This is a genomic window from Streptomyces sp. Mut1 (assembly GCF_030719295.1).
GTDB classification, from domain to species: domain Bacteria; phylum Actinomycetota; class Actinomycetes; order Streptomycetales; family Streptomycetaceae; genus Streptomyces; species Streptomyces castrisilvae.
This window is the reverse complement of sequence record NZ_CP120997.1, coordinates 3,777,087-3,803,694: the sequence shown is the minus strand read 5'-3', so window position 1 is coordinate 3,803,694 and position 26,608 is coordinate 3,777,087. Positions and strand designations below refer to the sequence as shown.

At 69.3% G+C, this 26,608-nt stretch carries 27 protein-coding genes and 2 tRNA genes; 19 read left to right on the top strand and 10 right to left on the bottom strand.

Annotated features, from left to right (window positions below; genetic code table 11):
- The first annotated feature begins 51 nt into the window (after positions 1 to 51).
- From gyrB to P8A18_RS16410, 4 genes are all read left to right on the top strand, one after another.
- Positions 52 to 2,139 (top strand): DNA topoisomerase (ATP-hydrolyzing) subunit B, encoded by a 2,088-nt coding sequence (gene gyrB, locus P8A18_RS16425; RefSeq protein ID WP_306055457.1) that lies wholly within the window; start codon positions 52 to 54, stop codon positions 2,137 to 2,139.
- 46 nt (positions 2,140 to 2,185) lie between these two features.
- Entirely contained in the window at positions 2,186 to 4,849 is a 2,664-nt protein-coding gene (gene gyrA / locus P8A18_RS16420; RefSeq protein WP_306055455.1) for a DNA gyrase subunit A, read from the top strand.
- A 93-nt stretch (positions 4,850 to 4,942) separates the two neighbouring features.
- Positions 4,943 to 5,557 (top strand): DUF3566 domain-containing protein, encoded by a 615-nt coding sequence (locus P8A18_RS16415; RefSeq protein WP_306055453.1) that lies wholly within the window; start codon positions 4,943 to 4,945, stop codon positions 5,555 to 5,557.
- Between the two features lie 71 nt (positions 5,558 to 5,628).
- Positions 5,629 to 5,705, top strand: a tRNA-Ile gene (locus P8A18_RS16410).
- A 55-nt stretch (positions 5,706 to 5,760) separates the two neighbouring features.
- Here P8A18_RS16410 and P8A18_RS16405 read toward each other — a convergent pair.
- The 5 genes from P8A18_RS16405 to P8A18_RS16385 are packed head-to-tail and all read right to left on the bottom strand — an operon-like array spanning position 5,761 to position 9,061.
- Complete coding sequence (locus tag P8A18_RS16405; protein ID WP_306055451.1) at positions 5,761 to 6,918, bottom strand: tyrosine-type recombinase/integrase; 1,158 nt, start codon at positions 6,916 to 6,918, stop codon at positions 5,761 to 5,763.
- Positions 6,918 to 7,097 carry a helix-turn-helix domain-containing protein gene (locus tag P8A18_RS16400; RefSeq protein WP_306055449.1) on the bottom strand — a complete coding sequence of 60 codons (180 nt, stop codon included), beginning with the start codon at positions 7,095 to 7,097 and terminating at the stop codon, positions 6,918 to 6,920. Before P8A18_RS16400 ends, P8A18_RS16405 begins: the two co-directional genes overlap by 1 nt.
- Entirely contained in the window at positions 7,090 to 8,523 is a 1,434-nt protein-coding gene (gene repSA / locus P8A18_RS16395; protein WP_371933679.1) for a replication initiator protein RepSA, read from the bottom strand. Before repSA ends, P8A18_RS16400 begins: the two co-directional genes overlap by 8 nt.
- Entirely contained in the window at positions 8,520 to 8,732 is a 213-nt protein-coding gene (locus P8A18_RS16390; RefSeq protein ID WP_109878547.1) for a hypothetical protein, read from the bottom strand. Before P8A18_RS16390 ends, repSA begins: the two co-directional genes overlap by 4 nt.
- Positions 8,729 to 9,061 (bottom strand): hypothetical protein, encoded by a 333-nt coding sequence (locus tag P8A18_RS16385; protein ID WP_306055446.1) that lies wholly within the window; start codon positions 9,059 to 9,061, stop codon positions 8,729 to 8,731. The genes P8A18_RS16390 and P8A18_RS16385 overlap by 4 nt, the downstream gene beginning before the upstream one ends.
- Before the next feature lie 158 nt (positions 9,062 to 9,219).
- Here P8A18_RS16385 and P8A18_RS16380 point away from each other — a divergent pair, with 158 nt between their 5' ends.
- The 3 genes from P8A18_RS16380 (at position 9,220) to P8A18_RS16370 (ending at position 11,528) form a co-directional block, all read left to right on the top strand.
- Complete coding sequence (locus P8A18_RS16380) at positions 9,220 to 9,993, top strand: GntR family transcriptional regulator (protein ID WP_306055444.1); 774 nt, start codon at positions 9,220 to 9,222, stop codon at positions 9,991 to 9,993.
- A gap of 25 nt (positions 9,994 to 10,018) precedes the next feature.
- Entirely contained in the window at positions 10,019 to 10,528 is a 510-nt protein-coding gene (locus P8A18_RS16375; protein WP_306055442.1) for a GNAT family N-acetyltransferase, read from the top strand.
- Positions 10,529 to 11,198: 670 nt separating this feature from the next.
- Positions 11,199 to 11,528, top strand: a complete 330-nt coding sequence (locus tag P8A18_RS16370) for a hypothetical protein (protein ID WP_306055441.1) — start codon at positions 11,199 to 11,201, stop codon at positions 11,526 to 11,528.
- Between the two features lie 550 nt (positions 11,529 to 12,078).
- Here the strand turns inward: P8A18_RS16370 and P8A18_RS16365 are convergent.
- Entirely contained in the window at positions 12,079 to 12,450 is a 372-nt protein-coding gene (locus P8A18_RS16365; protein WP_306055439.1) for a DUF6344 domain-containing protein, read from the bottom strand.
- A 318-nt stretch (positions 12,451 to 12,768) separates the two neighbouring features.
- On the opposite strand from P8A18_RS16365, the gene P8A18_RS16360 reads away from it, so the two are divergent.
- The 3 genes from P8A18_RS16360 to P8A18_RS16350 all read left to right on the top strand — a co-directional run bounded on the left by P8A18_RS16360 (position 12,769) and on the right by P8A18_RS16350 (position 16,374).
- On the top strand, positions 12,769 to 12,903 hold the full coding sequence (locus P8A18_RS16360; RefSeq protein WP_003958712.1) for a DLW-39 family protein: 135 nt from the start codon (positions 12,769 to 12,771) through the stop codon (positions 12,901 to 12,903).
- 151 nt (positions 12,904 to 13,054) lie between these two features.
- Positions 13,055 to 15,016: a vWA domain-containing protein gene (locus tag P8A18_RS16355; protein ID WP_306055437.1), complete on the top strand. Its 1,962-nt coding sequence runs from the start codon at positions 13,055 to 13,057 to the stop codon at positions 15,014 to 15,016.
- Positions 15,016 to 16,374: a hypothetical protein gene (locus P8A18_RS16350; protein ID WP_306055435.1), complete on the top strand. Its 1,359-nt coding sequence runs from the start codon at positions 15,016 to 15,018 to the stop codon at positions 16,372 to 16,374. Before P8A18_RS16355 ends, P8A18_RS16350 begins: the two co-directional genes overlap by 1 nt.
- A gap of 22 nt (positions 16,375 to 16,396) precedes the next feature.
- Here P8A18_RS16350 and P8A18_RS16345 read toward each other — a convergent pair whose 3' ends face one another.
- Positions 16,397 to 17,803, bottom strand: coding sequence for a serine/threonine protein kinase (locus P8A18_RS16345; protein ID WP_306055433.1), 1,407 nt, complete (start codon positions 17,801 to 17,803; stop codon positions 16,397 to 16,399).
- Between the two features lie 49 nt (positions 17,804 to 17,852).
- On the bottom strand, positions 17,853 to 18,401 hold the full coding sequence (locus tag P8A18_RS16340; RefSeq protein WP_026250033.1) for a DNA-binding protein: 549 nt from the start codon (positions 18,399 to 18,401) through the stop codon (positions 17,853 to 17,855).
- 169 nt (positions 18,402 to 18,570) lie between these two features.
- Between P8A18_RS16340 and P8A18_RS16335 the strand changes: the two genes are divergently transcribed.
- Positions 18,571 to 18,643 (top strand) — tRNA-Ala (locus P8A18_RS16335).
- A 76-nt stretch (positions 18,644 to 18,719) separates the two neighbouring features.
- Here P8A18_RS16335 and P8A18_RS16330 read toward each other — a convergent pair.
- Positions 18,720 to 19,457, bottom strand: a complete 738-nt coding sequence (locus tag P8A18_RS16330; RefSeq protein ID WP_306055431.1) for a DUF5324 family protein — start codon at positions 19,455 to 19,457, stop codon at positions 18,720 to 18,722.
- A gap of 392 nt (positions 19,458 to 19,849) precedes the next feature.
- Here P8A18_RS16330 and P8A18_RS16325 point away from each other — a divergent pair, with 392 nt between their 5' ends.
- Together P8A18_RS16325 and P8A18_RS16320 are read left to right on the top strand one after the other, a co-directional pair.
- Positions 19,850 to 20,377, top strand: a complete 528-nt coding sequence (locus tag P8A18_RS16325) for a peptidylprolyl isomerase (protein ID WP_306055429.1) — start codon at positions 19,850 to 19,852, stop codon at positions 20,375 to 20,377.
- Between the two features lie 167 nt (positions 20,378 to 20,544).
- Complete coding sequence (locus P8A18_RS16320; protein WP_306060946.1) at positions 20,545 to 21,444, top strand: rhomboid family intramembrane serine protease; 900 nt, start codon at positions 20,545 to 20,547, stop codon at positions 21,442 to 21,444.
- A gap of 319 nt (positions 21,445 to 21,763) precedes the next feature.
- Here the strand turns inward: P8A18_RS16320 and crgA are convergent, their stop codons facing one another.
- Positions 21,764 to 22,018 carry a cell division protein CrgA gene (gene crgA / locus P8A18_RS16315; protein WP_018553863.1) on the bottom strand — a complete coding sequence of 85 codons (255 nt, stop codon included), beginning with the start codon at positions 22,016 to 22,018 and terminating at the stop codon, positions 21,764 to 21,766.
- Positions 22,019 to 22,159: 141 nt separating this feature from the next.
- Between crgA and P8A18_RS16310 the strand changes: the two genes are divergently transcribed.
- From P8A18_RS16310 to P8A18_RS16285, 6 genes are all read left to right on the top strand, one after another.
- On the top strand, positions 22,160 to 22,927 hold the full coding sequence (locus P8A18_RS16310) for a DUF881 domain-containing protein (RefSeq protein WP_306055426.1): 768 nt from the start codon (positions 22,160 to 22,162) through the stop codon (positions 22,925 to 22,927).
- A 25-nt stretch (positions 22,928 to 22,952) separates the two neighbouring features.
- Complete coding sequence (locus tag P8A18_RS16305) at positions 22,953 to 23,651, top strand: class E sortase (RefSeq protein WP_306055424.1); 699 nt, start codon at positions 22,953 to 22,955, stop codon at positions 23,649 to 23,651.
- Positions 23,652 to 23,721: 70 nt separating this feature from the next.
- The gene (locus tag P8A18_RS16300) at positions 23,722 to 23,907 is read left to right on the top strand and encodes a hypothetical protein (RefSeq protein ID WP_306055422.1); all 186 of its coding nucleotides are present in this window, start codon (positions 23,722 to 23,724) and stop codon (positions 23,905 to 23,907) included.
- A complete protein-coding gene (locus P8A18_RS16295; protein ID WP_306055421.1) occupies positions 23,904 to 24,542 on the top strand; it encodes an aminodeoxychorismate/anthranilate synthase component II in 639 nt (212 codons plus the stop codon). The genes P8A18_RS16300 and P8A18_RS16295 overlap by 4 nt, the downstream gene beginning before the upstream one ends.
- A complete protein-coding gene (locus tag P8A18_RS16290; protein ID WP_306055418.1) occupies positions 24,539 to 25,831 on the top strand; it encodes a class E sortase in 1,293 nt (430 codons plus the stop codon). The genes P8A18_RS16295 and P8A18_RS16290 overlap by 4 nt, the downstream gene beginning before the upstream one ends.
- 34 nt (positions 25,832 to 25,865) lie before the next feature.
- Complete coding sequence (locus P8A18_RS16285; RefSeq protein ID WP_306055416.1) at positions 25,866 to 26,594, top strand: class E sortase; 729 nt, start codon at positions 25,866 to 25,868, stop codon at positions 26,592 to 26,594.
- Positions 26,595 to 26,608 lie beyond the last annotated feature (14 nt).

Sequence of the window (26,608 nt, the reverse complement as noted above, 5' to 3'; positions counted from 1 at the left end):
TCGATACAAGCCGAACGACGCAGCCGCTCCCGCCTGCCCGGAGAACGGCCTGTGCTGTGCCAGAAAGGGCGCTTCGTGGCCGATTCCGGCAACCCCAACGAGAACATTCCGTCCACTCCCGGCGAGAGCGGCGCTGCTCCCGTCCAGGGCGAGGTGAAGGCGTCGTACGACGCCAGTGCGATCACCGTGCTGGAGGGCCTGGACGCGGTCCGCAAGCGACCTGGTATGTACATCGGCTCGACCGGTGAGCGCGGTCTCCACCACCTCGTGCAGGAGGTCGTCGACAACTCGGTCGACGAGGCCATGGCCGGGCACGCGGACACCATCGACGTCACGATCCTCGCCGATGGCGGGGTGCGCGTGGTCGACAACGGCCGTGGCATCCCGGTCGGCATCGTGCCGTCCGAAGGCAAGCCGGCCGTCGAGGTCGTCCTCACCGTCCTGCACGCGGGCGGAAAGTTCGGCGGCGGCGGCTACGCCGTCTCCGGTGGTCTGCACGGCGTCGGTGTGTCCGTCGTCAACGCCCTGTCCACCCGGGTCGCCGTCGACGTCAAGACGGACGGCTACCGCTGGACCCAGGACTACAAGTTCGGCGTCCCGACGGCCCCGCTGGCCCGTAACGAGGCGACCGAGGAGACGGGCACCACCGTCACCTTCTGGGCCGACGGCGACATCTTCGAGACGACCGAGTACTCCTTCGAGACGCTCTCGCGCCGCTTCCAGGAGATGGCCTTCCTCAACAAGGGCCTCACCCTCAAGCTGACCGACGAGCGCGAGTCGGCGAAGGCGACGGCGGGCGCGGACAACGCCGAGGCGGGCGAGGTCCCCGAGGAGGAGAGCGCCCGCTCGGTCACGTACCACTACGAGAACGGCATCGTCGACTTCGTCCGGTACCTCAACTCCCGCAAGGGCGATGTCATCCACCAGTCGGTGATCGACATCGAGGCCGAGGACAAGGACCGTCTGCTGTCGGTCGAGATCGCCATGCAGTGGAACACGCAGTACAGCGAGGGGGTCTACTCCTTCGCCAACGCGATCCACACGCATGAGGGCGGTACGCACGAGGAAGGCTTCCGCGCCGCGCTGACCTCCCTGGTCAACCGGTACGCGCGCGACAAGAAGCTGCTGCGCGAGAAGGACGACAACCTCACCGGCGAGGACGTCCGCGAGGGTTTGACGGCGATCATTTCGGTGAAGCTGGGCGAGCCGCAGTTCGAGGGTCAGACGAAGACCAAGCTGGGCAACACGGAGGCCAAGACCTTCGTGCAGAAGGTCGTCCACGAGCAGCTGACGGACTGGTTCGACCGCAACCCCAACGAGGCGGCCGACATCATCCGCAAGGGCATCGCCGCCTCGACCGCCCGTGTGGCGGCCCGCAAGGCGCGCGACCTGACGCGGCGCAAGGGCCTGCTGGAGAGTGCCTCACTGCCCGGCAAGCTCAGCGACTGCCAGTCGAACGATCCCACCAAGTGCGAGATCTTCATCGTCGAGGGTGACTCCGCCGGCGGCTCGGCCAAGTCCGGCCGCAACCCGATGTACCAGGCGATCCTGCCGATCCGAGGCAAGATCCTGAACGTCGAGAAGGCCCGGGTCGACAAGATCCTGCAGAACACCGAGGTCCAGGCGCTGATCTCGGCCTTCGGCACCGGGGTCCACGAGGACTTCGACATCGAGAAGCTCCGCTATCACAAGATCATTCTGATGGCGGACGCCGATGTCGACGGCCAGCACATCAACACCCTGCTGCTGACGTTCCTGTTCCGCTTCATGCGCCCGCTGGTCGAGGCCGGGCACGTCTACCTCTCGCGTCCCCCGCTCTACAAGATCAAGTGGGGTCGGGACGACTTCGAGTACGCGTACTCGGACCGTGAGCGCGACGCCCTGGTGGAGCTCGGCAAGCAGAACGGCAAGCGGATCAAGGAAGACTCGATCCAGCGCTTCAAGGGTCTCGGCGAGATGAACGCCGAGGAGCTGCGCGTCACCACGATGGACGTCGACCACCGGGTGCTCGGCCAGGTCACGCTCGATGACGCGGCGCAGGCCGACGATCTGTTCTCGGTGCTGATGGGTGAGGACGTCGAGGCACGGCGCTCGTTCATCCAGCGCAACGCCAAGGACGTCCGCTTCCTCGACATCTGAGTCGGCCGTACAAGCAAGCCGCAGCGCGAAAGGACTTTGACCAGCAATGGCCGACGAGAACACCCCTGTCCCCGTGACGCCCGAAGAGGTTCCGCCCGTCGAGGGCGTGGGTATGCGTGTCGAGCCCGTCGGGCTCGAGACGGAGATGCAGCGCTCCTACCTCGACTACGCGATGTCCGTCATCGTCTCGCGTGCCCTGCCCGACGTGCGGGACGGTCTCAAGCCCGTCCACCGCCGGGTGCTGTACGCGATGTACGACGGCGGCTACCGGCCCGAGAAGGGCTTCTACAAGTGCGCCCGCGTCGTCGGCGACGTCATGGGTACGTACCACCCGCACGGCGACTCCTCGATCTACGACGCCCTGGTCCGCCTGGCGCAGCACTGGTCGATGCGCATGCCGCTGGTGGACTCCAACGGCAACTTCGGTTCCCCGGGCAACGACCCGGCCGCCGCCATGCGGTACACCGAGTGCAAGATGATGCCGCTGTCCATGGAGATGGTCCGGGACATCGACGAGGAGACCGTCGACTTCCAGGACAACTACGACGGCCGCAACCAGGAGCCGACGGTCCTGCCGGCGCGCTTCCCGAACCTGCTGGTCAATGGCTCCGCGGGTATCGCGGTCGGTATGGCGACCAACATCCCGCCGCACAACCTCCGCGAGGTCGCGTCGGGTGCGCAGTGGTATCTGGAGCACCCGGAGGCCTCGCAGGAGGAGCTCCTGGAAGCCCTGATCGAGCGGATCAAGGGCCCGGACTTCCCGACCGGTGCGCTGGTCGTGGGGCGCAAGGGCATCGAGGAGGCGTACCGCACGGGCCGCGGCTCGATCACGATGCGCGCGGTCGTGGCGGTCGAGGAGATCCAGAACCGCCAGTGCCTGGTCGTGACGGAGCTTCCGTACCAGACCAACCCCGACAACCTGGCGCAGAAGATCGCCGACCTGGTGAAGGACGGCAAGGTCGGCGGCATCGCCGACGTGCGCGACGAGACCTCCTCGCGTACGGGTCAGCGCCTGGTCGTCGTCCTGAAGCGGGACGCGGTCGCCAAGGTCGTCCTGAACAACCTGTACAAGCACACCGATCTGCAGTCGAACTTCGGCGCCAACATGCTGGCGCTGGTGGACGGGGTGCCGCGCACGCTGTCGATCGACGCGTTCATCCGGCACTGGGTGACGCACCAGATCGAGGTCATCGTCCGGCGTACGCGGTTCCGGCTGCGCAAGGCCGAGGAGCGCGCGCACATCCTGCGCGGCCTGCTCAAGGCCCTGGACGCGATCGACGAGGTCATCGCCCTCATCCGGCGCAGCCAGACCGTCGAGGTGGCGCGTGAGGGCCTGATGGGCCTGCTGGAGATCGACGAGATCCAGGCGAACGCGATCCTGGAGATGCAGCTGCGCCGGCTGGCCGCGCTGGAGCACCAGAAGATCACCGCCGAGCACGACGAGCTCCAGGCGAAGATCAACGAGTACAACGCGATCCTGGCCTCGCCCGAGCGGCAGCGGCAGATCGTCAGCGAGGAGCTGGCGGCGATCGTCGACAAGTTCGGCGACGACCGGCGTTCCAAGCTGGTGCCCTTCGACGGTGACATGTCCATCGAGGACCTGATCGCCGAGGAGGACATCGTCGTCACGATCTCCCGCGGCGGCTATGTGAAGCGCACCAAGACGGACGACTACCGCTCGCAGAAGCGCGGCGGCAAGGGTGTCCGCGGCACGAAGCTGAAGGAAGACGACATCGTCGACCACTTCTTCGTGTCGACGACCCACCACTGGCTGCTGTTCTTCACCAACAAGGGCCGGGTCTACCGGGCGAAGGCGTACGAGCTTCCGGACGCCGGCCGGGACGCGCGCGGCCAGCACGTGGCCAACCTGCTGGCCTTCCAGCCGGACGAGCAGATCGCGCAGATCCTGGCGATCCGCGACTACGACGCCGCGCCGTACCTGATCCTGGCCACCAAGGGCGGCCTGGTGAAGAAGACCGCGCTGAAGGACTACGACTCCCCGCGCTCCGGTGGTGTCATCGCCATCAACCTGCGCGAGACGGCGGACGGCGCGGACGACGAGCTGATCGGTGCGGAGCTGGTCTCGTCCGAGGACGATCTGCTGCTCATCAGCAAGAAGGCCCAGTCGATCAGGTTCACCGCGACGGACGACGCGCTGCGCCCGATGGGCCGCGCCACCTCGGGCGTCAAGGGGATGAGTTTCCGCGAGGGAGACGAACTGCTCTCGATGAATGTCGTCAGGCCCGGTACTTTCGTGTTCACTGCCACTGACGGCGGGTACGCGAAGCGGACCGCGGTCGACGAGTACCGCGTTCAGGGTCGCGGTGGCCTGGGCATCAAGGCCGCCAAGATCGTGGAGGACCGGGGCTCGCTGGTCGGCGCGCTGGTGGTCGAGGAGACCGATGAGATCCTTGCCATCACGCTCGGCGGTGGTGTGATTCGTACGCGAGTCAACGAAGTCAGGGAGACGGGCCGTGACACCATGGGCGTCCAACTGATCAATCTGGGCAAGCGAGACGCCGTTGTCGGCATCGCTCGCAACGCCGAGGCGGGACGCGAGGCCGAAGAGGTCGACGCGGCCGAGGACGCCGAAGGCGAGACGACCGCGGCAGTGACGGCGGAGGCCACCACGGCCGACGCGGCTGCCGGCAGCACGGTCGACAGCAATGTCGAGGACACGACGTCCTCGACCGGGGAGCACGAGGAGTAGAGCGTGAGTGGAGCCACGGGCGCCGGTTCGGCCGCTTCCGGAGCGGGAGGTAACGGTGCCCGTGGCCCTGCCACGGACTCCCAAGGGGGCACTGTGACGGATACCCGGGGCCCTCAGCCCCAGTACGAGGGTTACGCGACCGGGCCGCTGCCCGGCGAGCGGGAACCCGCACCTGGCCAGGCGGGCCCGTACCACCCGCCGCAGGCCTACCCCTCGCCTCCGGGCGGGACACACGGCGGCGGGCGCACGATGGGCGGCCAGCAGCCGGGCAGCATGCCGGGCATGGGCGCGGCCCAGACGGCCCGTAAGCCCCGGACGGGGGCGCGGACCACTCCGCGTACCCGCAAGGCGCGTCTGCGCGTCGCCAAGGCCGATCCGTGGTCGGTGATGAAGGTCAGCTTCCTGCTGTCCATCGCACTGGGCATCTGCACGGTGGTGGCGTCGGCGGTCCTGTGGATGGTGATGGACGCGATGGGCGTCTTCTCCACCGTGGGCGGCACGATCAGCGAGGCGACCGGGTCCAACGACAGCAACGGCTTCGATCTGCAGGCGTTCCTCTCGCTGCCGAGGGTCCTCATCTTCACCTCGGTCATCGCGGTGATCGACGTGGTCCTCGCCACCGCGCTGGCCACGCTGGGCGCCTTCATCTACAACCTGTCGGCGGGCTTCGTGGGCGGTGTCGAGCTCACGCTGGCCGAGGACGAGTAGGCCTGCGGGTATCGATTTTGGGACTGGCCCCGACGTGCGCTAATCTTCAGAAGTCAGCGCAGCAGCGCGGCGGGGCTATAGCTCAGTTGGTTAGAGCGCATCCCTGATAAGGATGAGGCCACAGGTTCAAATCCTGTTAGCCCCACCAGCACGAAGGCCCCTCGCCGGGAACGGTGGGGGGCCTTTGACATCTACGGCTGACATCAGCCGATCAGTGGATCTTCCAGGAGTTCCGCGAGCATCGTCACGGCCTCCCGCTCACCGTCGCCCACCACGTGGGTGTAGACGTCCATCGTCATGCTGATCTGGCTGTGCCGGAGGATCGCTTGGGCGACCTTGGGGTGCACCTTCAGGAACGCCAGCAGGGTGCCGCAGGTGTGCCGAGCGAGCCGCACCGTGATCCGGCGGACCCCGGCCCGCTTCACGAGTGCGTTGAAGCTCCGGGAGAAGCCCACGGGGTCGATCAGCCCGCCACGCTCCGACGAGAAGATCAGGTCCTGCCCCGGCTCCTGGCTCCAGCCTTCGCCCACGATCCGCCGTTCGAGGTCCTGGAGCTCCCGACGCTCCTCCAAGGCGCGGGCGCAGAACTCCGGCAGCGGAAGCACGGCGTGCGACGACTCCGTCTTGAGGTCCTTGAGGACCAGGCCGACACCCTTCACCCGCTGAACCTGCTTGAGCGGCGTGAACTGACGCTGGTCGAAGTCGATGTCCTGCCAGCGCAGCCCCAGAACCTCACTGCGACGCAGGCCGAGGACGAGCACGAGGACGCAGGCCGCGTACAGCCGGTGGGCCCGAGCGGACCGAAGGAACGTGATGGCCTCCCGCGCGTTCCACGGCTTCGCCTCCTTCTTCGTCACCTTCGGCATGTCCACCAGCTCGGCCACGTTCCGGGTCAGCAGCTCCTCGCGAACGGCCCGGTTCAACGCGTTCCGCAGGACCCGCAGCACCTCGAAGCGGGCGGCCGGCGGAACCTCCGTGCGCTTCAGCTCGGCCATGAACGAACGGAGCTGAGCCGGGGTCAGCCGAACCAGCGGCTTCTTGCCCAGATGGGGGGCCAGGTACAGCCGCACCTTGGACTCGTACTTCACGTACGTGTTGTGCTCCCGGTTCGGCTTCACGATGTGCTCAAGCCAGTAGGCCAGCCACTCGCCGAGCGACCAGGTCCGCGACGGCACCGGCACCCCGTTGCGCTCCTGCTCCTGGAGCTTGCCCAGCTTCTCGGCCGCCTCGTCGTACGTCGAGCCGTAGACGAACTTCCGCACCCGGTGCCCGTCCGTGTTGGTCACGTACGCGGCGCCCTGATAGCGCCCGTCCTTCCGCCTCGTGACGGTGCCCCCGCCATTGGGACGACGCTTCGCCATCAGGCAGCCTCCTCAAGACGGGACGCGAGGAACGTCCGGAGACCGTCAGCCGGGATACGGCGGCTGGAGCCGATCGTCAGCGAGGGCAGGCGACGCGTACGGATCAGGTCGTAGACGGTGGTCCGGCCGACCTTGAGCCAGGCCATCACCTCAGGCACCGTCAGCAGCTCCTCAGACATCCCAACCACCTCCGTCAAGGTCTTCGAGTTCGGCGCGTGCGTCACGAGCGGTCGTACGGCCCGTCTGGATATCGCGGGCGATCGTGGCAGCGAGCCAGGACTCACCGGGGGTGTGGCCGTGCCCGGCGTACGTCCAGTGGGCGAGGGTCAGAGTGGAGCCCTCCGGAGCGTCGTCCGGGTCGGGGAGGCCCCGTTCGCGGCGTTCCTGCCGGTCCCGGTAGTCGGCCCTCACCTGGCGCAGTGCGCCGAGGGTGGTGGAGTAGGCGCGAGACTTGGTGGAGAAGTGGCCCCGGAAGCCGAGCATGTGGGCCCAGCGCCACAGCATCCGGTCCGGGTACGCGTCGTCCAGGACGAAGCAGGCCTCGATCAGGCGGCGGGCGTGGTCGGGCAGGTCGGGGAGCTTGTCCAGCTCGCCCAGCTCCCCGATGCGGCGGTCGACCGTTCCGGTGGTCTCGGCGGCCTTGGTGGCGTACTTCGCCACGTACGCGGCCACCGCCTCCTCCGACAGATCCTCATTCGCACTGCCCGCACCGATGGGCCGTACGTCCACCTGCGTGCCCCACGCCAGCGTCCGGGCCGGATGGTCACCGGAGGCCGGGAGCGGGACCGTGGCACGGGCGGCAGCCGCCTGAATCGCATCCGTGAGCAGAGCGACGGAGGCCCAGCCCGGGGGAGCGGTCTCGGGTCCGTCGGGGCCGTCGAGTCGGACGATGGCGTGGAAGTGGACCGCGCCGCGCTTCTGGAACTCTGCGACCTTCCCGAAGGAGACCCGGCAGACCTCGGCGGCGGCTTTCTGGGAAAGGCCGGCGCGGGCGGCGACCTCCCGGCGGAGGTAGATGGTGAAGCGTCGCCAGAGGTCTCCGGCGTGGTTGTTCCACAGCACGGCCCCCGCGTAGTCGTACGTGGCCGGGTTCAGGGCGGTGCCGAGGAGCGGGGAGTCTTCGGGGTGGTCGGTGCCGCATCGGCAGACACCTTTGGTGGGCCGGTTGTGGACCGGGCCGAAGCTCGGGGCGGTGAGGGTGGCGAAGACCTTGGGGTGCGTGCGCACCGTGACCGGCGTTCCCTTGGCCACGTCGCCGGTGAGCCCGGCGCGGATGAGGTGGAAGGTGTCTCCGGCGTAGGTCCAGGCGCAGGAGGGGCAGCGGGAGGCCCGCCGGTTCCCGCACGCGACCCTGAGGCGTCCGCCGGGCTCGCCCTGGGTGCTGTAGGAGTAGAGCACCTGCCCGGACTTGGCGTCCCGGGTGGTGGTCATGCCTTCCAGGTGGATCGGGTCCGAGCAGCCACCGGTCCGGCGGACCTGCTCCTGCCACCGGTCGAAGCCGGGGGCGTTGGCGACGCGTAAGAGGTCCGCCAGGGTCAGGGGGTCGGTGCCCACGGTGGCGGCGGTACCGGCCACGGCCGAGGGGTCGACGGGGAAGGAGGTCACTGGCCGTCCTCCCTCGGGTAGCCGTGCCCGATCGGCGGGTAGAGGCCGCGCACCTTGGCGTCTTCCTCGGCGTAGTGCGCGTCATCGACCACGGCGAAGAACCGGGTATAGGGGCGGACGTCGTGAGCGTCGAGGTACATCCCGATCTGCTCAGCACGCCTCTCGTCCGCCCACTCAGCCGCGTGCAGGGCGTCGTCCGGGAAGCTCACGCGGCCACCGCCACGGACTCGGAGACCTCGGCGGTCAGACGCTCGACGTGGGCCTGGTGGCGGACGCGGGCCCGAGGGCTGACGGTGGCGTGCACGATGGAGCGGGCGGTGTGCTCCACCAGGCCGGAACCGTTACAGGCCCAGCAGAACACCGACAGGCAGTCGTCCTCACCGGCCCAGCCCGACCCGGCGCACTCCGAGCAGTCCGCCCACGGGCGAGAAGTCAGGAAGTACAGGCACTCAGCCGGATCGACACACCGCGTCTCCTCGCACGCCGGGCAGGCCCGACCCAGCACCGAACGACGCACAACCACAGCAGAAGCAGTCATGATGGAAGCTCCCTGATGGGACAGGGGGGCGGTGTGTCTGCTTGGCGGTAGGAACACCGTCCCCAACTGGCTTGAGCCACTTACTGGCTTAAGCCAGTTGAGCACGAAGGGCTGCATGGGTCAAGACGCTGGCTTAAGCCAGTTGGTATGCTCGGCTCATGAACGCATCCGACCGCTCCCCCCAGCAGCCAGCCAGCCGCCGAATCGCTGACGCACTCCGCGCCTCGATCGAGCGTGGCGAGCTGGAGGCCGGCCAAAAGCTCCCGTCCGAGCGAGCCTTGGCCGAGCAGTACGGAGCGGCGCGCAACACTGCGCGAGAAGCCATCCGCCTCTTGGCCGAACAGGGGCTCGTGACCGCGAAGCACGGTCGAGGCGTATTCGTACGGGAACCCCAACGTCTCTTCCGCTTCGGCAGCGATCGGTACTCAATCGCGAACCGGGAGACCGGGCTTACCCCCTTCCGCCTGGAAGCCAAGAAGCAGGGCAAGGTTCCGCGCATCGACGTCCTGAGCATCACCCGCGAGGTACCGCCTTCCGACGTCGCGGAGCGGCTTCAAGTTCCGGCCGACAGCGAAAGCGTCGTGCACCGCGAGAACCACTACTTCGCGGACGATGAGCCGGTCCAGATCGTCTCCACCTATCTGCGCTGGGAGGAGGCGGAGGGCACTCTCCTCATGCAGGCGAAGTCAGGGCCGAACGGGATCTACGGTCGCCTGGAGGAATTGGGCCACGTGATGACGCGGGTGCGCGACGAGATCAGTGCTCGGATGCCTTCACCCGAAGAGGCCCGGGTACTCGACCTGTTGCCAGGGGTGCCCGTACTCGAAGTGCTTCACACGAGCCTGGATCAGAACTCGGAGCCTTTCGAGGTGTCCCGGTACGTGCACCGCGCCGATCAAACCGGGCTCCTCTACGAGCTGCCCGTTTCCTAGCCCCCTGCTCCGTTGGAGGACTCGCGTGGCTGACACCACCATTCGCCCGATCGAAGATGCCGACGTTCCCGGAGCTGCGGCAGCCCTGGTCGAAGTCCACTCGACGGATGGCTATCCGGTTGAGGGGGTGGGTGACCCCGAGGCGTGGATCACTCCGCCGGGAGTCGTGAAGGCGTGGGTAGCTCGCCGGGACGGTGTGGTGGGGCATATCGCGATCATGAAGGCGGAGGGGGAGAAGGCTGTCGCCCTCTGGCAGCAGCAGAGCGGAGAAGACGAAGCCCGCATCGGCGTTCTGGCCCGGCTGTTCGTCGTGCGAAGTGCGCGGAAGCACGCAGTGGGCGAAAGCCTCATGCGCGCAGCCATGGACTACGCCGAGGAGAACGGCCTACGCCTTGTGCTCGACGTGATGGAGAAGGACGAGGCAGCCATCCGCCTCTACGAACGCTTGGGCTGGCAGTTCATCGGCGGAGCCACGCACCAATTCGGAGACGGTCAGCAGATCCCCGCCAAGTGCTACGTCTGGCCCGCCAGCTAGCTCCGGGACGTTACAGGTTTCTCTACCTCATCAAGGCACCCGGCTGCGCTCCGCTCCGCCGGGCGCGCTTCCCGGCTCTGGCTGCGCCCGCGCTCCTGCCTTCGGCCCGCTCGGCGCTGCCGCCGCCGACGCGCGCCCGCTGTGTAGGCCCGAGGGCATGAGACGAGAACCAAACCCGCGGCTTCAAGAGGATGCCTCCGGCGGGGGCGCTCAGACTCCGGGATGGGAGGAGCGCCGTTCGCGAGTGCCGGCCGGAGTAGGGCGAGCGTCGTGGGGCTCCCATCCCGACCACCTTCGACCCAGGCAGAGCCGAGCAGTCGCGGCCCAGGGCGTCAAGGTCGTTCGTACAGTGGCGCGCTCCACCTTGACGCCCTGAACCACGACCGCTCCACGGAGTGTGGGTCGAAGGCGGACGGGATGGGAGCTAGGCGAGTGGTGGGTGGGGGTGGTCTGTCAGCATGAAGGGCACCGATAGGCCGCGATTTAGGGGGACGTCTTGTCAGATGGGCTGTATGGACTCTTCGGAGTCATATTGGGGTTGGTCGGCTCTGTCGGTATTAGTCGGTGGGGCCAACAGCAAGCCCGCCGTGATCAGCAGGTAGGCCGGTTGGCAGCGCGAGAGGAGGAGGCGGCTCGGGAGGTCAGACACGCCCTCACTTCAGTGCATCACTTGAAGTCAAGCCTGTCCGGCAGGGAGCAGACGGGTGGCCCCGACGAACTGTTCGCCCTCATTCACACAATCGACAGTGCAGCCCTGGTCCTCGCCTCAAAGGAACTGCGCCGGCGGTTGGACCAGGCGACATCGATCATGTGGCTCTGGCACGTGCTCCACAGCGCGGAAGGCCATCCCCTCTGGATAGCGCTCGATGATGCGAGCCACTGTCTCGGTGCCTACCTCCGTGGTGAGAGCTTGCCCGCAGAGACACAGGAGCTGCGAGACCTCGCGGACGAGGCAGCTGCGCTCAACATCCTCATCGACGAACATACGGGAGACGGCTGACAAGTAGCCCTGTCAAGCCGGTTCTGAAACCCGACATCAATGGCTGACACCAACAGCGCCGCACACGGGCGGATCGGAACGAACCGCAACGGCCAGTCCCGCCAGGTGAGCCAGCCAGCTGGTAGCGGCAACAGGTCAATGTGATCGACCTGATAAGGATGAGGCCACAGGTTCAAATCCTGTTAGCCCCACAGTGACAACAGAAGGCCCGGTTCCTCTTCGGAGGAACCGGGCCTTCTGCGTGTGCGGGTGCGTATGCGCTGGTGCATGGCCCCGGTGGTGGCGTGCGATGCGGTCTGCCTGGGTGCCTGGGTGGCTTCGGTGGCCTGGGAGTCGCGGCCTGTGGGTGGTTGCGTGCGGCAGTCCTCTGTACGCGTGGAACGGGCCCGGCCGGCCTTCCCCCTTCCTGCTGTGCTTACGCCTCTGACGCGTTCCGTGCTGTCCCGTCCGGGTGCGTGGGGGTGCGGGGCGCATGGGGTGCGGGGCGCACGGGAAAGCCCCCGTCCGGTGGGTACCGGGCCGGGGGCTCAGGGGATCAGGTGGGGCGCTCTCAGGGTGGGAGGAGGGACGCGTCTCCGGCCGGGGCACCGTGGGAGGTGCGAGCGGTGCTGGTGGTGTTCGCGGCGTCCTTGGTGTCACTGGACAGGTGCCGGGTCGCGGGTGAGGAGCCGTGGGCCTCGGCGCGGATGCGCTGCTTCATCGTGGGCGGGAGTGCCCGGTCACGCGGAAGGGTCCATCGCACCGAAGGAGCGGGTGCGGTTGCGCGGGCGGCACCCGTGTGTTCGTGGGTCGTGGCCGCCGGCTCCGTGGCCGTGGCTTCCGTGGCGGCGGCGGTGGAGCCTGCGAGGCCCAGCGACGCGAGGAGGGCGAAGAACGCGGTGATGAAGGCGGTCCAGATGCTCTTGGCCTTGAAGGTGCTCATGGCCCCTCACTTTCAGGTGGTCCGGTTTGCTTACCTTTCCGATGATGTGGATCCGGCCCGCGATTTCGTGGACCGACGCCGCCCATGCGCCGATCTTCAGATGAACACCACTCGTATGGTTCAACCGGCTTCGATCGGGTCCCGGCGGGCGGGGTGCGCGGGGTGTCCAGTGGTCGTTCGCCGGGTACGCACAGCCGCGCGCCGACCGCACTTCCACAGGCGCCAATTGGGTTGCGGGGAGGTCACCGGTCGATATCGGCCGGTGTGTATAGTCGGGCGGCAGAAGTCCCCTACGCCAACGAAAGACGAGGTCGCGCGGTGAAGAAGCTTCTCCTGGTCGCACTGGCCGCCATCGGCGGGCTCCTCGTGTACCGCCAGATCCAGGCGGATCGCGCCGAGCAGGATCTGTGGACGGAGGCGACCGACTCCGTGCCCGCAGGTTCGGGTGTCTGAGACGGAACAGCCTGCTACGAGCCCCGGCCGCCGACGCGGCCGGGGCTTCGTGCTGTTGCGGGACCGTGACACCTGTGCTCTTGAGTTCACTCAAGCAAATCAATAGCTTGCTTGAGCAAAGAGAACGGGATTTCGGTCGAGGGGGACACGAGTGAGGGCAGGCCATCGCCGCCGCGGTGCGCGGGCGGGGACACTGATCGGCGGGGCGCTGTTCGCCCTGGTCGCGGGGGCGCTGCCGGCCCTGGCCGGCCCGGCGGACGCCCCTGCCGCACCGGCTGCCGCGGAGTCCGGTGGCAACAGCAGCCTGGTGATGGTGCTCGACTCCTCCGGCTCCATGGGGGACGACGACGGCACCGGCCACACCCGGATGGAGAGCGCCCGCGCGGCTGTCTCCACAGTGGTGGACGGGCTCCCGGACGGGTATCCGACCGGTCTGCGCGTGTACGGCGCCGACCAGCCGCGCGGCTGCACGGACACCCGGCTCGTGCGGCCGGTGCAGAAGCTCGACCGCGATGCCGTGAAGCGGGCGGTCGAGGGGGTGACCCCCCGGGGCGACACCCCTATCGGTCTCTCGCTGCGCAAGGCGGCGCAGGACCTGCCGAAGCAGGCGGACGGAGCCATCGGCACGCGCACGATCCTGCTGATCTCGGACGGCGAGGACAACTGCGGTGCCCCGCAGCCCTGCGAGGTCGCCGAACAGCTCGGCAAGGAGGGCGTCGGGCTGCGGATCGACGCCGTCGGCTTCCAGGTGAAGGGCGCGGCCCGCGAGCAGCTGGAGTGCATCGCGCACGCGGGCAACGGCCGCTACTACGACGCTCCGGACGCCGACGCCCTGGCCCGGCAGCTTCAGCGCGCCGCCCAGCTCTCCGCGGACGGCTACCGGCTGAAGGGGCGTCGGGTGGAGGGCGCGGCCACGGCCGACCGGGCACCCGTACTGGTGCCGGGGCAGTACCTGGACACCATCGGGCCCGGCGAGAAGCGGTACTACGCGGTCGACCTGGACGACGCGTCCACGGCGGACTTCGCCGCGACGGCCGTACCGCAGCCGGGGGCGGCCGTCGACACGTTCGACGCGTTGACCGCCAGGATCGAGCACGCCGACCACGGGTACTGCGAGTCGAACACCGAGCGCTTCTCCCAGAAGGAGGGGGCGACGCCGCTGACGGCCGCCGTCGCCCGCATCCGCTCGGACGGCGGCAGCCGCACCTGCGACCGTGCGGGCCGGTACTGGCTCGTGGTGGAGCGCGCGAGCAAGAAGGGCTCCGACGCGGCCCGTTGGCCCCTGGAGCTGGTGTACGGGGCCGAAGAGCCGCTGGCGGAGGGGGTGACGCCCGCCCAGTCGCAGACCGAGTACGGCGAGGGTGGCAAGGACGCCACGCTGCCCACGGGCGATCCGCGCGACGTGCGGGGCGGGACCGGCTTCAACGACGCCCGGGAGCTCGGCCGGGGCGTGTGGCGCGACCGCGTCCTGCCGTCCCAGACGCTCTGGTACAAGGTCCCGGCGGGCTGGGGCCAGCAGGTGGTGTACGACGTGGAGTTCGCGAACGAGCCCACGGTGGACCGTACCGGCAGCACGTACTCCTACGGCGCGAGCCGGCTCTACACGCCGGCCCGCTTCCCGCTCGGCGGGGGTGGTGAGTTCAGCGGGAGCACGCTGTACAACGGCAGGCCCGCCGCGGTGCGCATGAGCGGCGTCCCGGTCGCCTGGACCAATCGCTACGAGAACCGGGCGGAGGTCCAGCCGGTGCACAGCGGGGGCGACTTCTACATCTCGGTGACGCTGGGCGCGCATGCCGCGGAGATCGCGGAGAACCCCGAGATCGGGGTGGTGCTGCGGGTGGCGGTCCTGGGCGAGGAACGCACCGGGCCCGGCCACGACGCCCCCGCGGTGGCGGGGAAGCCCGGCAGCGGCGACGGCAAGAAGGACGCCGGTGCGGACAAGGCGGGCGATTCGGCCGCCTCCGCAGACAGTGAAGGTGCGGGAGAGGCAGGATGGGCCGTCGTTGCGGCCGCGGGCGCGGGGGCCGCCGCCATGGCCGCGGTGCTGGCCGTGTTCGTATATGTACGCGGTCGCCGCAGGGCAGCCGCCGGGATGACGAGGGGAAGCGCGTGATGAGGCAGCGCAGCAGAGTGCGGGGGGCGCTGGCGGTGGTGGCGGCGGTGTTCGCCGTGGCGGCGCTGCCGGGGCAGGCGTACGCGGCGGACGGCCCCGGTACGTACACCTTCGATCCGGACGCCAAGGCGGTCAGCGGCGTGGAGGTCAACGCCGACGCGACGGAACTGACGAGCGGCTCGGTCTACAAGAGCTCGATCAAGGCCGGCCAGAAGCTGTACTACCGGCTGAACCTGGACGCGAAGACGAACGCCTACGTCTCGGCCGTCGTCGTGCCCAGGGACGCGGGCAAGGTGGCCTACGGGGACGGCATCACGGTGAGCGTCCGGGACAGCTCGGACGACCAGTGCAGCTCGGGTGACGCGCTCTTCGGGTCCGCGCAGTACCCGCGCCCGATCGCCGCCTATGCCTCCCGGCGGGTGGACAAGGAAAACACCAGCTGCCAGGAGGCCGGTACGTACTACGTCCTCGTCGAGCGGGAGACCAAGGCGACCTCCGGCCAGGGGGACTGGGACCTGGAGCTGCGCTACGCCTCCGAGCCGAAGCTCGCCCAGGCGTCGTCGGCGCCGACCGAGGCACCGTCGGCCTGGCCGTCCGCCTCACCGCTGCCGCCCACTGCCGCGGACGACAACACCAGGCACGGGGGCGCCGGTTACTACGACGCGACGAGCCTGCAGACCGGGGAGTGGAAGGACCGGATCGAGCCCGGCCAGACCCTCTTCTACCGGGTTCCGGTGGACTGGGGGCAGCAGGTGTTCGCCACGGCCGGCCTGAGCAACAGCACCACCGGCAAGGGCCAGTACGTCAGCAGCGCGCTCGCGATGTCCCTGGACAATCCCGCGATCGGGCACGTCGACAATGTGTCGCCCATGTCGTACGCGGGAAAGCCGACGTCCGTCTCCCTCGATCCGCTGCCCCCGGTCGCGTACCGGAACAGGTTCGACTCCAGCGACAACGTGAGTGCCATGCGGTTCGCCGGCTGGTACTACCTCTCCGTCTCGCTGAGCCCGGAGGTCGCGAAGGCGTACGGCGACAAGCCGATCGCGCTGACGCTTCAGATCAACGTGACGGGGAAGGCCGTTGATTCGCCGTACACGGGTGACGCCGGGATCTTCGGCGTCACGCAGGGCGACAAGGACATGGCACGGAAGGGCCAGAACGGCGCGCAGGCCGCGCGGAGCGAGAGCCGGAGCAGCACGATGAAGCTGGTCGCGGCGGCCGGGATCGGCGCCGGTGCCGTGCTGGTGCTCTGGATCGGTGCCTGGATGCTGATCGCGCGGCGCCGCGCGGCCGCCGTGCCGGCCGCGCCCACGGGCGGCGGGCAGTACCCGTACGGAGGCCCGCCCCAGGCCTGGTAGCCGGGCCCGGGGGCGGCCGCCCTCAGGCCTGGGTCAGCGCCCAGATGCCCACCGCGAAACAGATCAGCGCCACCAGCAGGACCGGGACCGCCACCTTCGGGGACGGTCCCGGACGCGTGTGTGGGGCGGGCGTGGACCCCAAGGGCTGCTGGGCTGCGGCCCCCGGCTGCGGAGCGGTGTACGGGCGGGTGTACGCCTGGTCGTGCGGCCCGGGGGCAGCAGGGGCGGGCGCCGGGTCGGGTGCGGCGGCGTACGGGTAGGGGGCCGCCTGCGCGTTGAGGTGCGGTGCCTGCGGCGCGGGGGCGGCGAACTCGGGGGGCGGGAGGTGAAAGCTGCCCGTCTCGGACATGGATGCGGGAGCGGACGGGTACGGCTGCTGCGGCACGACGGGCTGAGGTCCCGAGGCCGGGTGGACCGGGGCCGGGTGGACCGGGGTCTGCTGGGAAGGCTGCCGGCCCGAGGGCTGGGGGTCCGGGGCCGGCCGGTACGCGGTCTGCCCGCCGGTTGTCGGATGACCTGCCGTCTGCTGGGCGGCCGTACCGCCGGGCGGCAGGGGTCCGTCGGGCCCGAAGCCCTCCGGCAGCGGGCCGATCTGGTCGAAGACCTCCACCGGCTCCTCGTGCGGCGAGGGCTCGGGCAGCATCTCGACGGCGGCGGTCAGGGCCTTGCGCGCGCCCGTGGCCGTACGGAAACGGTCCTGCGGGTCGGGTTGCAGCAGCCCCGCGATGACCTGCCACAGCGGCTCCGGGACGCCGTCGGGGGCGCTGGGGGTGCCGTGCGACGCGAAGTGCTCGATCAGCGCCTGGGAGTCGGGCTTCTTGCCCTGGAGCAGATAGAGGGCGACCAGGCCGACCGCGAAGAGGTCCGCGGGGAAGTCCGGCTCCGCCCCCATCATCTGCTCGGGCGCGAAATAACCCAGCGTCCCCACGACGTAGTTCGTCTCGGTGAGACGGGGCTCGCCCTTGCGCATGGAGATGCCGAAGTCGGACACCCGCAGATGGGGCCGGCCCGTACCGGTGGCCTCCATCAGGATGTTCGCCGGCTTGATGTCCCGGTGCACGACCCCCTCGGCGTGCACCGTCGAAAGACCGGACAACAGCTGGTCGAGCAGGGTGCAGACGAACCGAGGGGGCAACGGCCCGTAGTCGCCGATGACATGGGCCAGCGAGCCGCCGCTGACGAGGTCCATGGTGAACAGGACCTTGTCGTCGTCGGCGGCCCAGCTCGCGGGCGCGAGGACGTGCGGATGCTCGATACGCAGCGCCTGCTCGCGGACGAAGCGGAGCAGCGTGTGCGCGTCGCTCTGCTGGAGGACCTTGGCCGCCACATAGCGGCGGCGCCGGTGGTCCCAGGCGCGCCAGACGGCACCGACCCCACCGCGTCCGATCGGATCGACCAGTTCGTACCGTCCGGCGAAGACCTCACCCATGGCGCTGCGCTCGCTCCCCGTTCCTGTTTCGGCCTGACCGAAAAGGTTCCTAGTTCTGGTGGCTCTCGTAGTGCGCCACCGCTTCCGCGGTACGCCCCGCGCCGTACACCCGGAGGAACTCTGCCAGTTCCGGGTGCGTCGGGGCGAGGGAGTCCGCAGCATCGATGATGTCACCGGCGGCCGAGACGGAGCGCAGCAGTGACTGGATCTCCCGGACCACCCGCCGCACGGTGGGTGCTCCGCCGCTCGTGGTCGTCTGTCCGGTGCCCGAGAGGACCGAGCCGCCCTGGGACTTCTTGATCTCCTCCATGCGGGCCGTCGCCTCGCCCGCGCTGACGCTGCCGTCGGCCACCTGGCCGGCCAGCTCCTGGAGTGCCTGGACGCGCTGTACGACAGCCGGGTTGCCGATCTTCGCGCGCTGACCGCTCATGAGCTGGGAGAGCATCGGAGCGGACAGTCCGAGTGACGCCGCGAGCCGCGCCTGGTTCAGGCCGAGATCGTCGATCAGCCGGCGGAAGAGCGCCCCCAACGGCTCTCCGTACCAACTGCGCTGAAGGTCTCTGGCTCTGGCCGTGGCCTCTTGCTGCGCTGCATCCATTGCGTCTCCCCTTCGCATCGGCTTCGCTGCTGCGAACCTGGACCAGCATCTTACGGAGCGTGGTCGCGGACGGGGAGTCCCTGTTTTTTTGCAGGATTCCGGGGGTGAGCCGGTACTCTGTTCTGCGGCGGTGACCAGGACGTCGAGGCGTCGTGGTCTGCCTGCTGTCGGGGCCTTAGCTCAGTTGGTAGAGCGCTGCCTTTGCAAGGCAGATGTCAGGAGTTCGAATCTCCTAGGCTCCACATCGAAGGAGGCCCCCCGACCTGCGCATACGCGGGTCGGGGGGCCTCTTTGCGTGGGTCGTGCCGTCGGCGGGGGTCAGGGGCGGCCGTCCGGGTCCGTGCCGCCCGTGGTGTCCGGGCCGTCCTCGCCCGCCTCGGCGTCGGCCTGCTTGGCCTCCACCTCGGGGTCCAGGAGCGTCGAGGCGTTCGGGCTGCCGTCGACGGAGGACAGCGGGGCGCGGTCGTCGACCTCGGTGGGGGCCGGCGGCTCCACCAGCCACTCGGGGTTGGCCTGCTTGTCCCACCAGCGCCACACGGCGTACGCGGCGCCGGCGAGGAGGCCCGTCACGGCCACCCCCTTGAACGCCTTGCCGCACTTGGCCCGCCGCTCGTGCTTTCGGGCCAGCTTCTGGATCTGCTTCGCCGTGACCTGGCTGCGCAGGGCGGCCAGGGCGGCGGCGCTGCGGGCCGTGGCCTCCTCGGCGACCGGCTGGGCGGCTGCCCTGGCGCTCTCGATGCGCGGGGCGGTGTAGTCCGCGGCGCTCTTGGCGGCCTGGCGGGTGCGCAGCGCGGTGCGCTGGGCGACTTCGTCGACCTTCGGGGGGACGTGTGCGCGGGCGAGCTCGATGCGGGGGGCGACGTGCGCGCCGTACTGGACACGGGCCTGCTTGGCTGCCTTCGACACCTTCGGCGCGAGCAGCGTGCGGGCCTCGTGCGCATAGTGAACGGCCTGCTCCTTGGCCGAGTCGGCGTAGGGCGCCACCACTACCGCGGCGTGCTGCACGCTGTCCTTCGCCGAGTCGGTTGCGGCGCGCACGCTGTCGATGCGGGTCACGGGATCCTCCTCCTTGGTGGCGGGTAGGTACTCCGCCTTTCCACCCAGTTCGAGATCATGCCTGCATGGGGCCGGTGCGGCACGTGGGGCGGGCATCCGGGTCATTCGGTCGATCGAGGATGCTCTCGGGCAATGCGGTGCAAGGGGAGCCTTCCGATGACAATGCCACGGTTCGGTCCGGCCCGCGCCGGATCGTCACGCACTTGGCGGCACGTTTCGCGCCGGGGCGGCGCGGGAAGTCCCCGGCGTCCGGATCGGACACGGTGCCGGTGGCCCGTGCAAGGATCGGTACGTCGGAGCCGCCCGGCCGCAGGGGGGTGGCATTCGCCGGGGGGCCGACGCTCTCCGGACCGACGCGCACAGCGGACGCACAGACTTACGGAAGGCAGATCGTGGCCGAGGAGCTTTACGCCACCTTGAAGACCAACCAAGGCGACATCGTGATCCGGCTCCTGCCGAACCACGCGCCCAAGACGGTCAGGAACTTCGTCGAGCTCGCCACCGGGGAGCGTGAGTGGACCCACCCCGCGACCGGGGCCAAGTCCACGGACCGGCTGTACGACGGCACCGTCTTCCACCGTGTGATCAGCGGCTTCATGGTTCAGGGCGGCGACCCGCTGGGCAACGGGACCGGCGGGCCGGGCTACGAGTTCGCCGACGAGTTCCACCCCGACCTCGCGTTCACCAAGCCCTATCTGCTGGCCATGGCCAACGCCGGTCCCGGTACCAACGGCTCGCAGTTCTTCGTCACGGTCTCGACGACGTCGTGGCTGACCGGCAAGCACACCATCTTCGGCGAGGTGGACGGTCCGGCGAGCCGGCAGGTCGTCGACGCCATCGCGGCCGCCCCGACCAACCCGCGCACCGACCGTCCGGTGCAGGACGTGGTCATCGAATCGGTCACCGTCGAGAAGCGCTGATCGCTTTTCGTCACGATTCGATCACTCTCCGATTTCACGTTCGGGAACCAACCGCCCCGCCCGTCCGTATCTCATGGCAGAACGGATGCGCGGGGCGGTGTCGTGCGCGTCACCGGGACGACGAGGACGACGACGAGGACCGAGGGGACCGGGAAGTCATGGGACCGATGGACCAGCAGCCGCCGGGCGTGCCCGGACCACCCCCGCCCGACGGGGGCCCGGCCTGCTGCTACCGCCACCCGGACCGGGAGACGGCGATCCGGTGCACCCGCTGCAACCGCCCCATCTGCCCGGACTGCATGGTCAGCGCCTCGGTCGGCTTCCAGTGCCCGGACTGCGTCCGCCAGGGCTCCGGTACGGGGCACGGGGCGTCCGCCGCCCGGCCGCGCACGCTCGCCGGCGGCCCGGTCGCGGCCGACCCCCGGCTGGTGACCAAGATCCTGCTGGGCCTCAACCTCGCGGTGTTCGTGGCGGTGCTGGCGGACGGCTCGCTGCTCGATGAGCTGGTGCTGCTCGGCCGGGCCAACGTCTACTTCGGCGGGCCGCCGGAGGGCGTCGCCGAGGGCCAGTGGTACCGGCTGGTGACGTCGATGTTCCTGCACCAGGAGGTGTGGCACATCGCTTTCAACATGCTGGGTCTGTGGTGGCTGGGCGGCCCGCTCGAAGCGGTGCTCGGCCGTGTCCGCTATCTCGCGCTCTATCTGCTCTCGGGGCTGGCGGGCGGCGCCCTGACGTACTGGCTCGCGGCGCCGAACCAGCTCTCGCTGGGGGCCTCGGGCGCCATCTTCGGCCTGCTGGGCGCGACGGTCGTCCTGATGCGCCGGCTGAACTACGACATGCGTCCGGTCTTCATGATCCTGGCGCTCAACCTGGTCATCACCTTCAACCCGTGGGGCGGGATCGCCTGGCAGGCGCATGTCGGCGGGCTGGTCGCGGGGGTGCTGATCGGGATCGGCATGGTGCACGCCCCGCGTGAGCGGCGCAATCTCGTGCAGTTCGGGACCTGTGCCGCGACCCTTGTGGTGGTGATCCTGATCGTGGCGCTCAGAACAGCAGCTCTGACGTAGAGGGCGTCTCCGCACCGCCCGCAGACCAGGTGTGGACCGTTTGTGACCGAAGTTGTCCACAGGGTTCCACAGATGATCCAGATCTTGTGCATAGTGCGGGTACAACTGTGCCCCTTGTCGCTGAGCTGGGTTTTTCCAGCAGGGACAAGGGGCGTTGCGCCCCACGGCAGGGGCGGCGCAGTCACACCGGCGTCAATGGCCTGGGAGTTATCCACAGATCGTCTGACCTTTTCCCCTGCCTGTGGATAACGCTGTGGGTAACTCAGGGCAGGGGTTGTGGGAGCCGGGGGCGACGTGCGTCGCTACGCGGTCGCGCGGGCTACTTCCACTGGGTGGAGACGCCGAAGCCGCCGGCGATGAAGCCGAAGCCGACGACGATGTTCCAGTTCCCCAGTGACTTGATCGGCAGGTCGCCGTCGGTCACATAGAAAACAACGATCCAGGCCAGACCGATGAGGAAGAGCGCCAGCATCACGGGCGCCACCCAGCTGCGGTTGGTCAGCTTTATGTTGGTCGTCTGCTTCGCCGGGGGCGGCGTGAAGTCGGCCTTCTTGCGGATACGTGACTTCGGCACGAGGGACTCTCCTGTCGATGCGCTGCGTGACCGCGCAGGGAACTGTGGCTGGCGCCGGGGCGGGGCGCGAGGGGGAATGCTGCCTCCCCCGGGCGTCCGTTAGCGTAGTGCTTCCGTGGCACCGAAGGAGATAAGGGTACGTTGAGCAATTCTGCCGACTCTCCCCCAGGGCCGGTCCGGCGCACGTTCCGGCACCCGGTCAGAGTGCTCACGGCTGCCGTTTTCGCTCTTGCCGGCCTTATCTTCGTGACCAGTGCCAATACGGCCAAGGGCACCAATATCCGCACCGACGCCTCCCTGCTGAAGCTCTCCGACCTCATCCAGCAGCGCAGCGAGAAGAACGCGGACCTGGAGGAGTCCACCTCCTCGGTGCGCGGGGACATCGACAGCCTCGCCCAGCGCGACAACGGCAGCACCAAGGCGGAGGCCGCCCGGCTCAAGGAGCTGGAGCGGGCCGCCGGCACCACCGAGCTCTCCGGCCGGGCCCTGGCCGTCACGCTCAACGACGCCCCGCCGAACGCCACCGCGAGCCCCGGTTACCCCGACCCGCAGCCCAACGACCTGGTCATCCACCAGCAGGACCTGCAAGCGGTCGTCAACGCGCTGTGGGAAGGGGGTGCCCAGGGCATCAAGGTCATGGACCAGCGGCTGATCTCCACCAGCGCCGTGCGCTGCGTCGGCAACACCCTGATCCTCCAGGGCAGGGTCTACTCACCCCCGTACAAGATCACCGCCGTGGGCGATCCCGGTGCGCTCAGGAAGGCGCTCGACGCCTCGCCGGCGATTCAGAACTACCTGCTGTACGTGAAGGCTTACGGGCTCGGCTGGAAAGTCGACGAGCACCGGGCGGTGACTCTTCCCGGCTATTCGGGCACAGTGGATCTGCACTATGCGGAGCCGGTGGAGTAACGAGCAGCCGCGGGGAGGCCGGCCGGTGTCGGTGCGAATCGTCGTCAGGACGTTCAGCGAGCTGTGCGTCACCGCGGGCGCCCTGATCATCCTCTTCGTCGTCTACCTCCTGTTCTGGACCGGAGTGAAGGCCGCCGGTGCGACCGAGGGCCAGATCGACGCCCTGGAGAACCAGTGGGCACGGGGCACGGTCACCGCACCCGCGACCGGGACGCCCGCGAACCAGGCGCCCGCTCCGGCCCCCGAGGCGTACCGCGACGGCAAGCCGTTCGCGATGCTCTACATCCCCCGCTTCGGCAAGGGCTGGGAGTGGCCGGTCCTGGAGAACACCGAGGTCAAGACGTTGCAGAAGGGCCTCGGGCACTACCGGGGAACCGCCCGCGCCGGCGCGACGGGCAACTTCGCGGTGGCCGGGCACCGCCGCACGTACGGCGACCCCTTCAAGGACTTCCCCGAGCTGCGCCCCGGTGACGCGGTGCTGGTGACGGACGGGACGACGTGGTTCACGTACCGCATCGACCGCAAGCCGTACCGGACCGTGCCGAGCGACACCGGGGTCATCGACCCCGTCCCGCGCAAGTCCGGTTTCGACGGGCCCGGCCGCTATCTGACGCTGACGACCTGCGACCCCGAGTGGGGCAGCAGCCACCGGCTGATCGCCTGGGCGCACCTGGACGCCACCCAGCCCGTGACCGACGGCAGGCCGGCGGCACTGCGCGGCTGACCCATGGCATTCCACGGCTGAGCCGCCGGGCAGGCTCTACTCTGGTCCCGTACCGAATGAAGGGGTCAGGATGTACGGCTGGATCTGGCGGCATCTGCCGGGCAACACGTGGGTGCGTGGACTCATTTCGCTCGTGCTCGCCCTGGCGGTCGTCTACGTGCTGTTCCAGTACGTCTTCCCGTGGGCGGAGCCGCTGCTTCCGTTCGGTGACGTGACGGTCGACGGCGCGAGCGCGGCCACGGGGGCCGGCCGATGAGCGCCCGCATCCTGGTCGTCGACAACTACGACAGCTTCGTCTTCAACCTCGTCCAGTACCTCTACCAGCTCGGTGCCGAGTGCGAGGTGCTGCGCAACGACCAGGTGACCACGGCGCACGCCCAGGACGGCTTCGACGGCGTCCTGCTCTCACCCGGACCCGGCACCCCGGAGCACGCGGGCGTCTGCGTCGACATGGTGCGGCACTGCGCGGCGACCGGCGTCCCGGTGTTCGGCGTCTGCCTGGGGATGCAGTCGATGGCGGTGGCGTACGGCGGTGTCGTCGGCCGCGCCCCCGAGCTGCTGCACGGCAAGACGTCCCCGGTGATCCACGAGGGTGCGGGCGTGTTCGCCGGTCTGCCCTCGCCGTTCACCGCGACCCGCTACCACTCGCTCGCCGCCGAACCGGACACGGTCCCCGACGAGCTGGAGGTCACCGCGCGGACGGCCGACGGCATCATCATGGGCCTGCGCCACCGGGAGCTGGCCGTCGAAGGCGTGCAGTTCCATCCGGAGTCGGTGCTGACCGAGCACGGCCATCTGATGCTGGCCAACTGGCTGGTGTGCTGCGGTGACACCGGAGCCGTCGAGAGGTCGGCGGGGCTCGCTCCGGTGGTGGGCAAGGCCGTCGCGTGACCCCACCCCGCCACGCGGCCGGGGCCGGGCGGCAGGACGACCCGCACGATCCGCAGGCGTACGAGGGCGCGGGCGCCTTCGAGGCGGCGGTCGACGGGCTGGCGGACCCGCTGAACGATCCGCTGCCGGGACACCACGGGCCGACGGCCGTACCGCACCGGCAGCAGTCCCCACACGGGCCCCAGAGCCCGCAGCAGGCCCCGCCCGAGTGGTATGACCCCGAGGGGTACGAACGGGACTGGTACGGCCACCAGGAGCCCGTGCCGCAGGCCCCGGCCGAGCCGGCGCTGCCGGCCGACGAGAACGTCGAGCCGCGCACCGAGGTCCTCCGGCGAATAGACCCGGCCGATGAGGCCCCGCGGGAGCCGGAGCCGCTGTCCGGGGACGACGAGCACGAGAGCGCGGAGGAGCCCGGCGAGCGCTACGGCGTACCGCCCGTGTCCGCAGCATCTCCCGCACCGGCGACCGGTGGCCGGGCCGAGCGCAGGCGCGCGGCCAAGGGGCGCGGACGGCGGCGCTCCGCACCGCCTCCGGGGCCCGGGGCCGCCGGTACGGACGGTGCCCCGGCGAAGCCCATGACCCGCATGGAGGCGCGCCGGGCGGCCAAGGCGGCCAAGGACAGCCCGGCGGTCGTCATCAGCCGGGGCGTCGGCGAGCTGTTCATCACACTGGGCGTCCTGATGCTGCTCTTCGTCACCTACCAGCTGTGGTGGACGAACGTGAGGGCCGACCAGATCGCCGGCAAGGAGACCCACAAGATCCAGGACGGCTGGGCCAAGGGCGCCGGCAAACCGGAGGCGTTCGAACCGGGCCAGGGCTTCGCCATCATCCACATCCCGAAGCTCGACGTCGTCACCCCGATCGCCGAGGGCACCAGCAAGGACAAGGTTCTCGACCGGGGCATGGTCGGGCACTACAGCGAGGAACCGCTGCGCACGGCGATGCCCGAGGACAAGCAGGGCAACTTCGCCCTGGCCGGCCACCGCAACACGCACGGCGAGCCGTTCCGCTACATCAACCGGCTGAGCCCCGGCGACCCGATCGTGGTCGAGACACAGGACGCGTACTACACGTACGAGATGACGAGCGTGCTGTCGCAGACCTCGCCGTCCAACGTGTCCGTGATCGGGCCGGTGCCGCCGCAGTCCGGCTTCACCAAGCCCGGCCGGTACATCACGTTGACGACGTGTACGCCCGAATTCACGAGTACGTACCGTTTGATCGTCTGGGGCAAGATGGTCGACGAACGGCCGCGCAGCAAGGGGAAGCCCGACGTGCTCGTGGGCTGAACGGGCTGGACATCATGACGACAGGGGCGGTGCGGTGACAGCGAGGACCGAGGACCAGGAGCAGACCGAGGAGTCCGCACCACCGGCGCGGACCCGGGGCCGTCATCCCTTCGCGACCGCCGTCAGTGTCTTCGGCGAACTCCTCATCACCGCAGGTCTGGTGCTCGGTCTCTTCGTCGTCTACTCCCTGTGGTGGACGAACGTCCTCGCCGACCGCGAGGCCACCAAGCAGGGCGACACGGTCCGCGGCCACTGGGCCGACGGTCCCGGCGCGCTGGATACGAAGGACGGCATCGGCTTCCTCCACGTCCCGTCGATGAAGAACGGCGAGGTGCTCGTCAAGAAGGGCACCGACACCGAGACCCTCAACGACGGTGTCGCCGGTTATTACACCGATCCGGTGAAATCGGCGCTCCCTTCCGACAAGGAGGGCAACTTCACGCTTGCCGCCCACCGGGACGGGCACGGGGCGAAGTTCCACAACATCGACAAGGTGCGGACCGGGGACGCGATCGTCTTCGAGACGAAGGACACCTGGTACGTCTACAAGGTCTTCAACGAGCTGCCGGAGACATCGAAGTACAACGTCGACGTGCTGGGGCCCGTCCCGAAGGGCTCGGGCGCGAAGAAGGCCGGCCGCTACATCACGCTCACGACCTGTACCCCGGTCTTCACGTCGAAGTACCGCTACATCGTGTGGGGTGAGCTGGTGCGTACGGAGAAGGTCGACGGGGAACGCACGAAGCCGGCCGAGCTGCGCTGAGACGGGCACAGGGG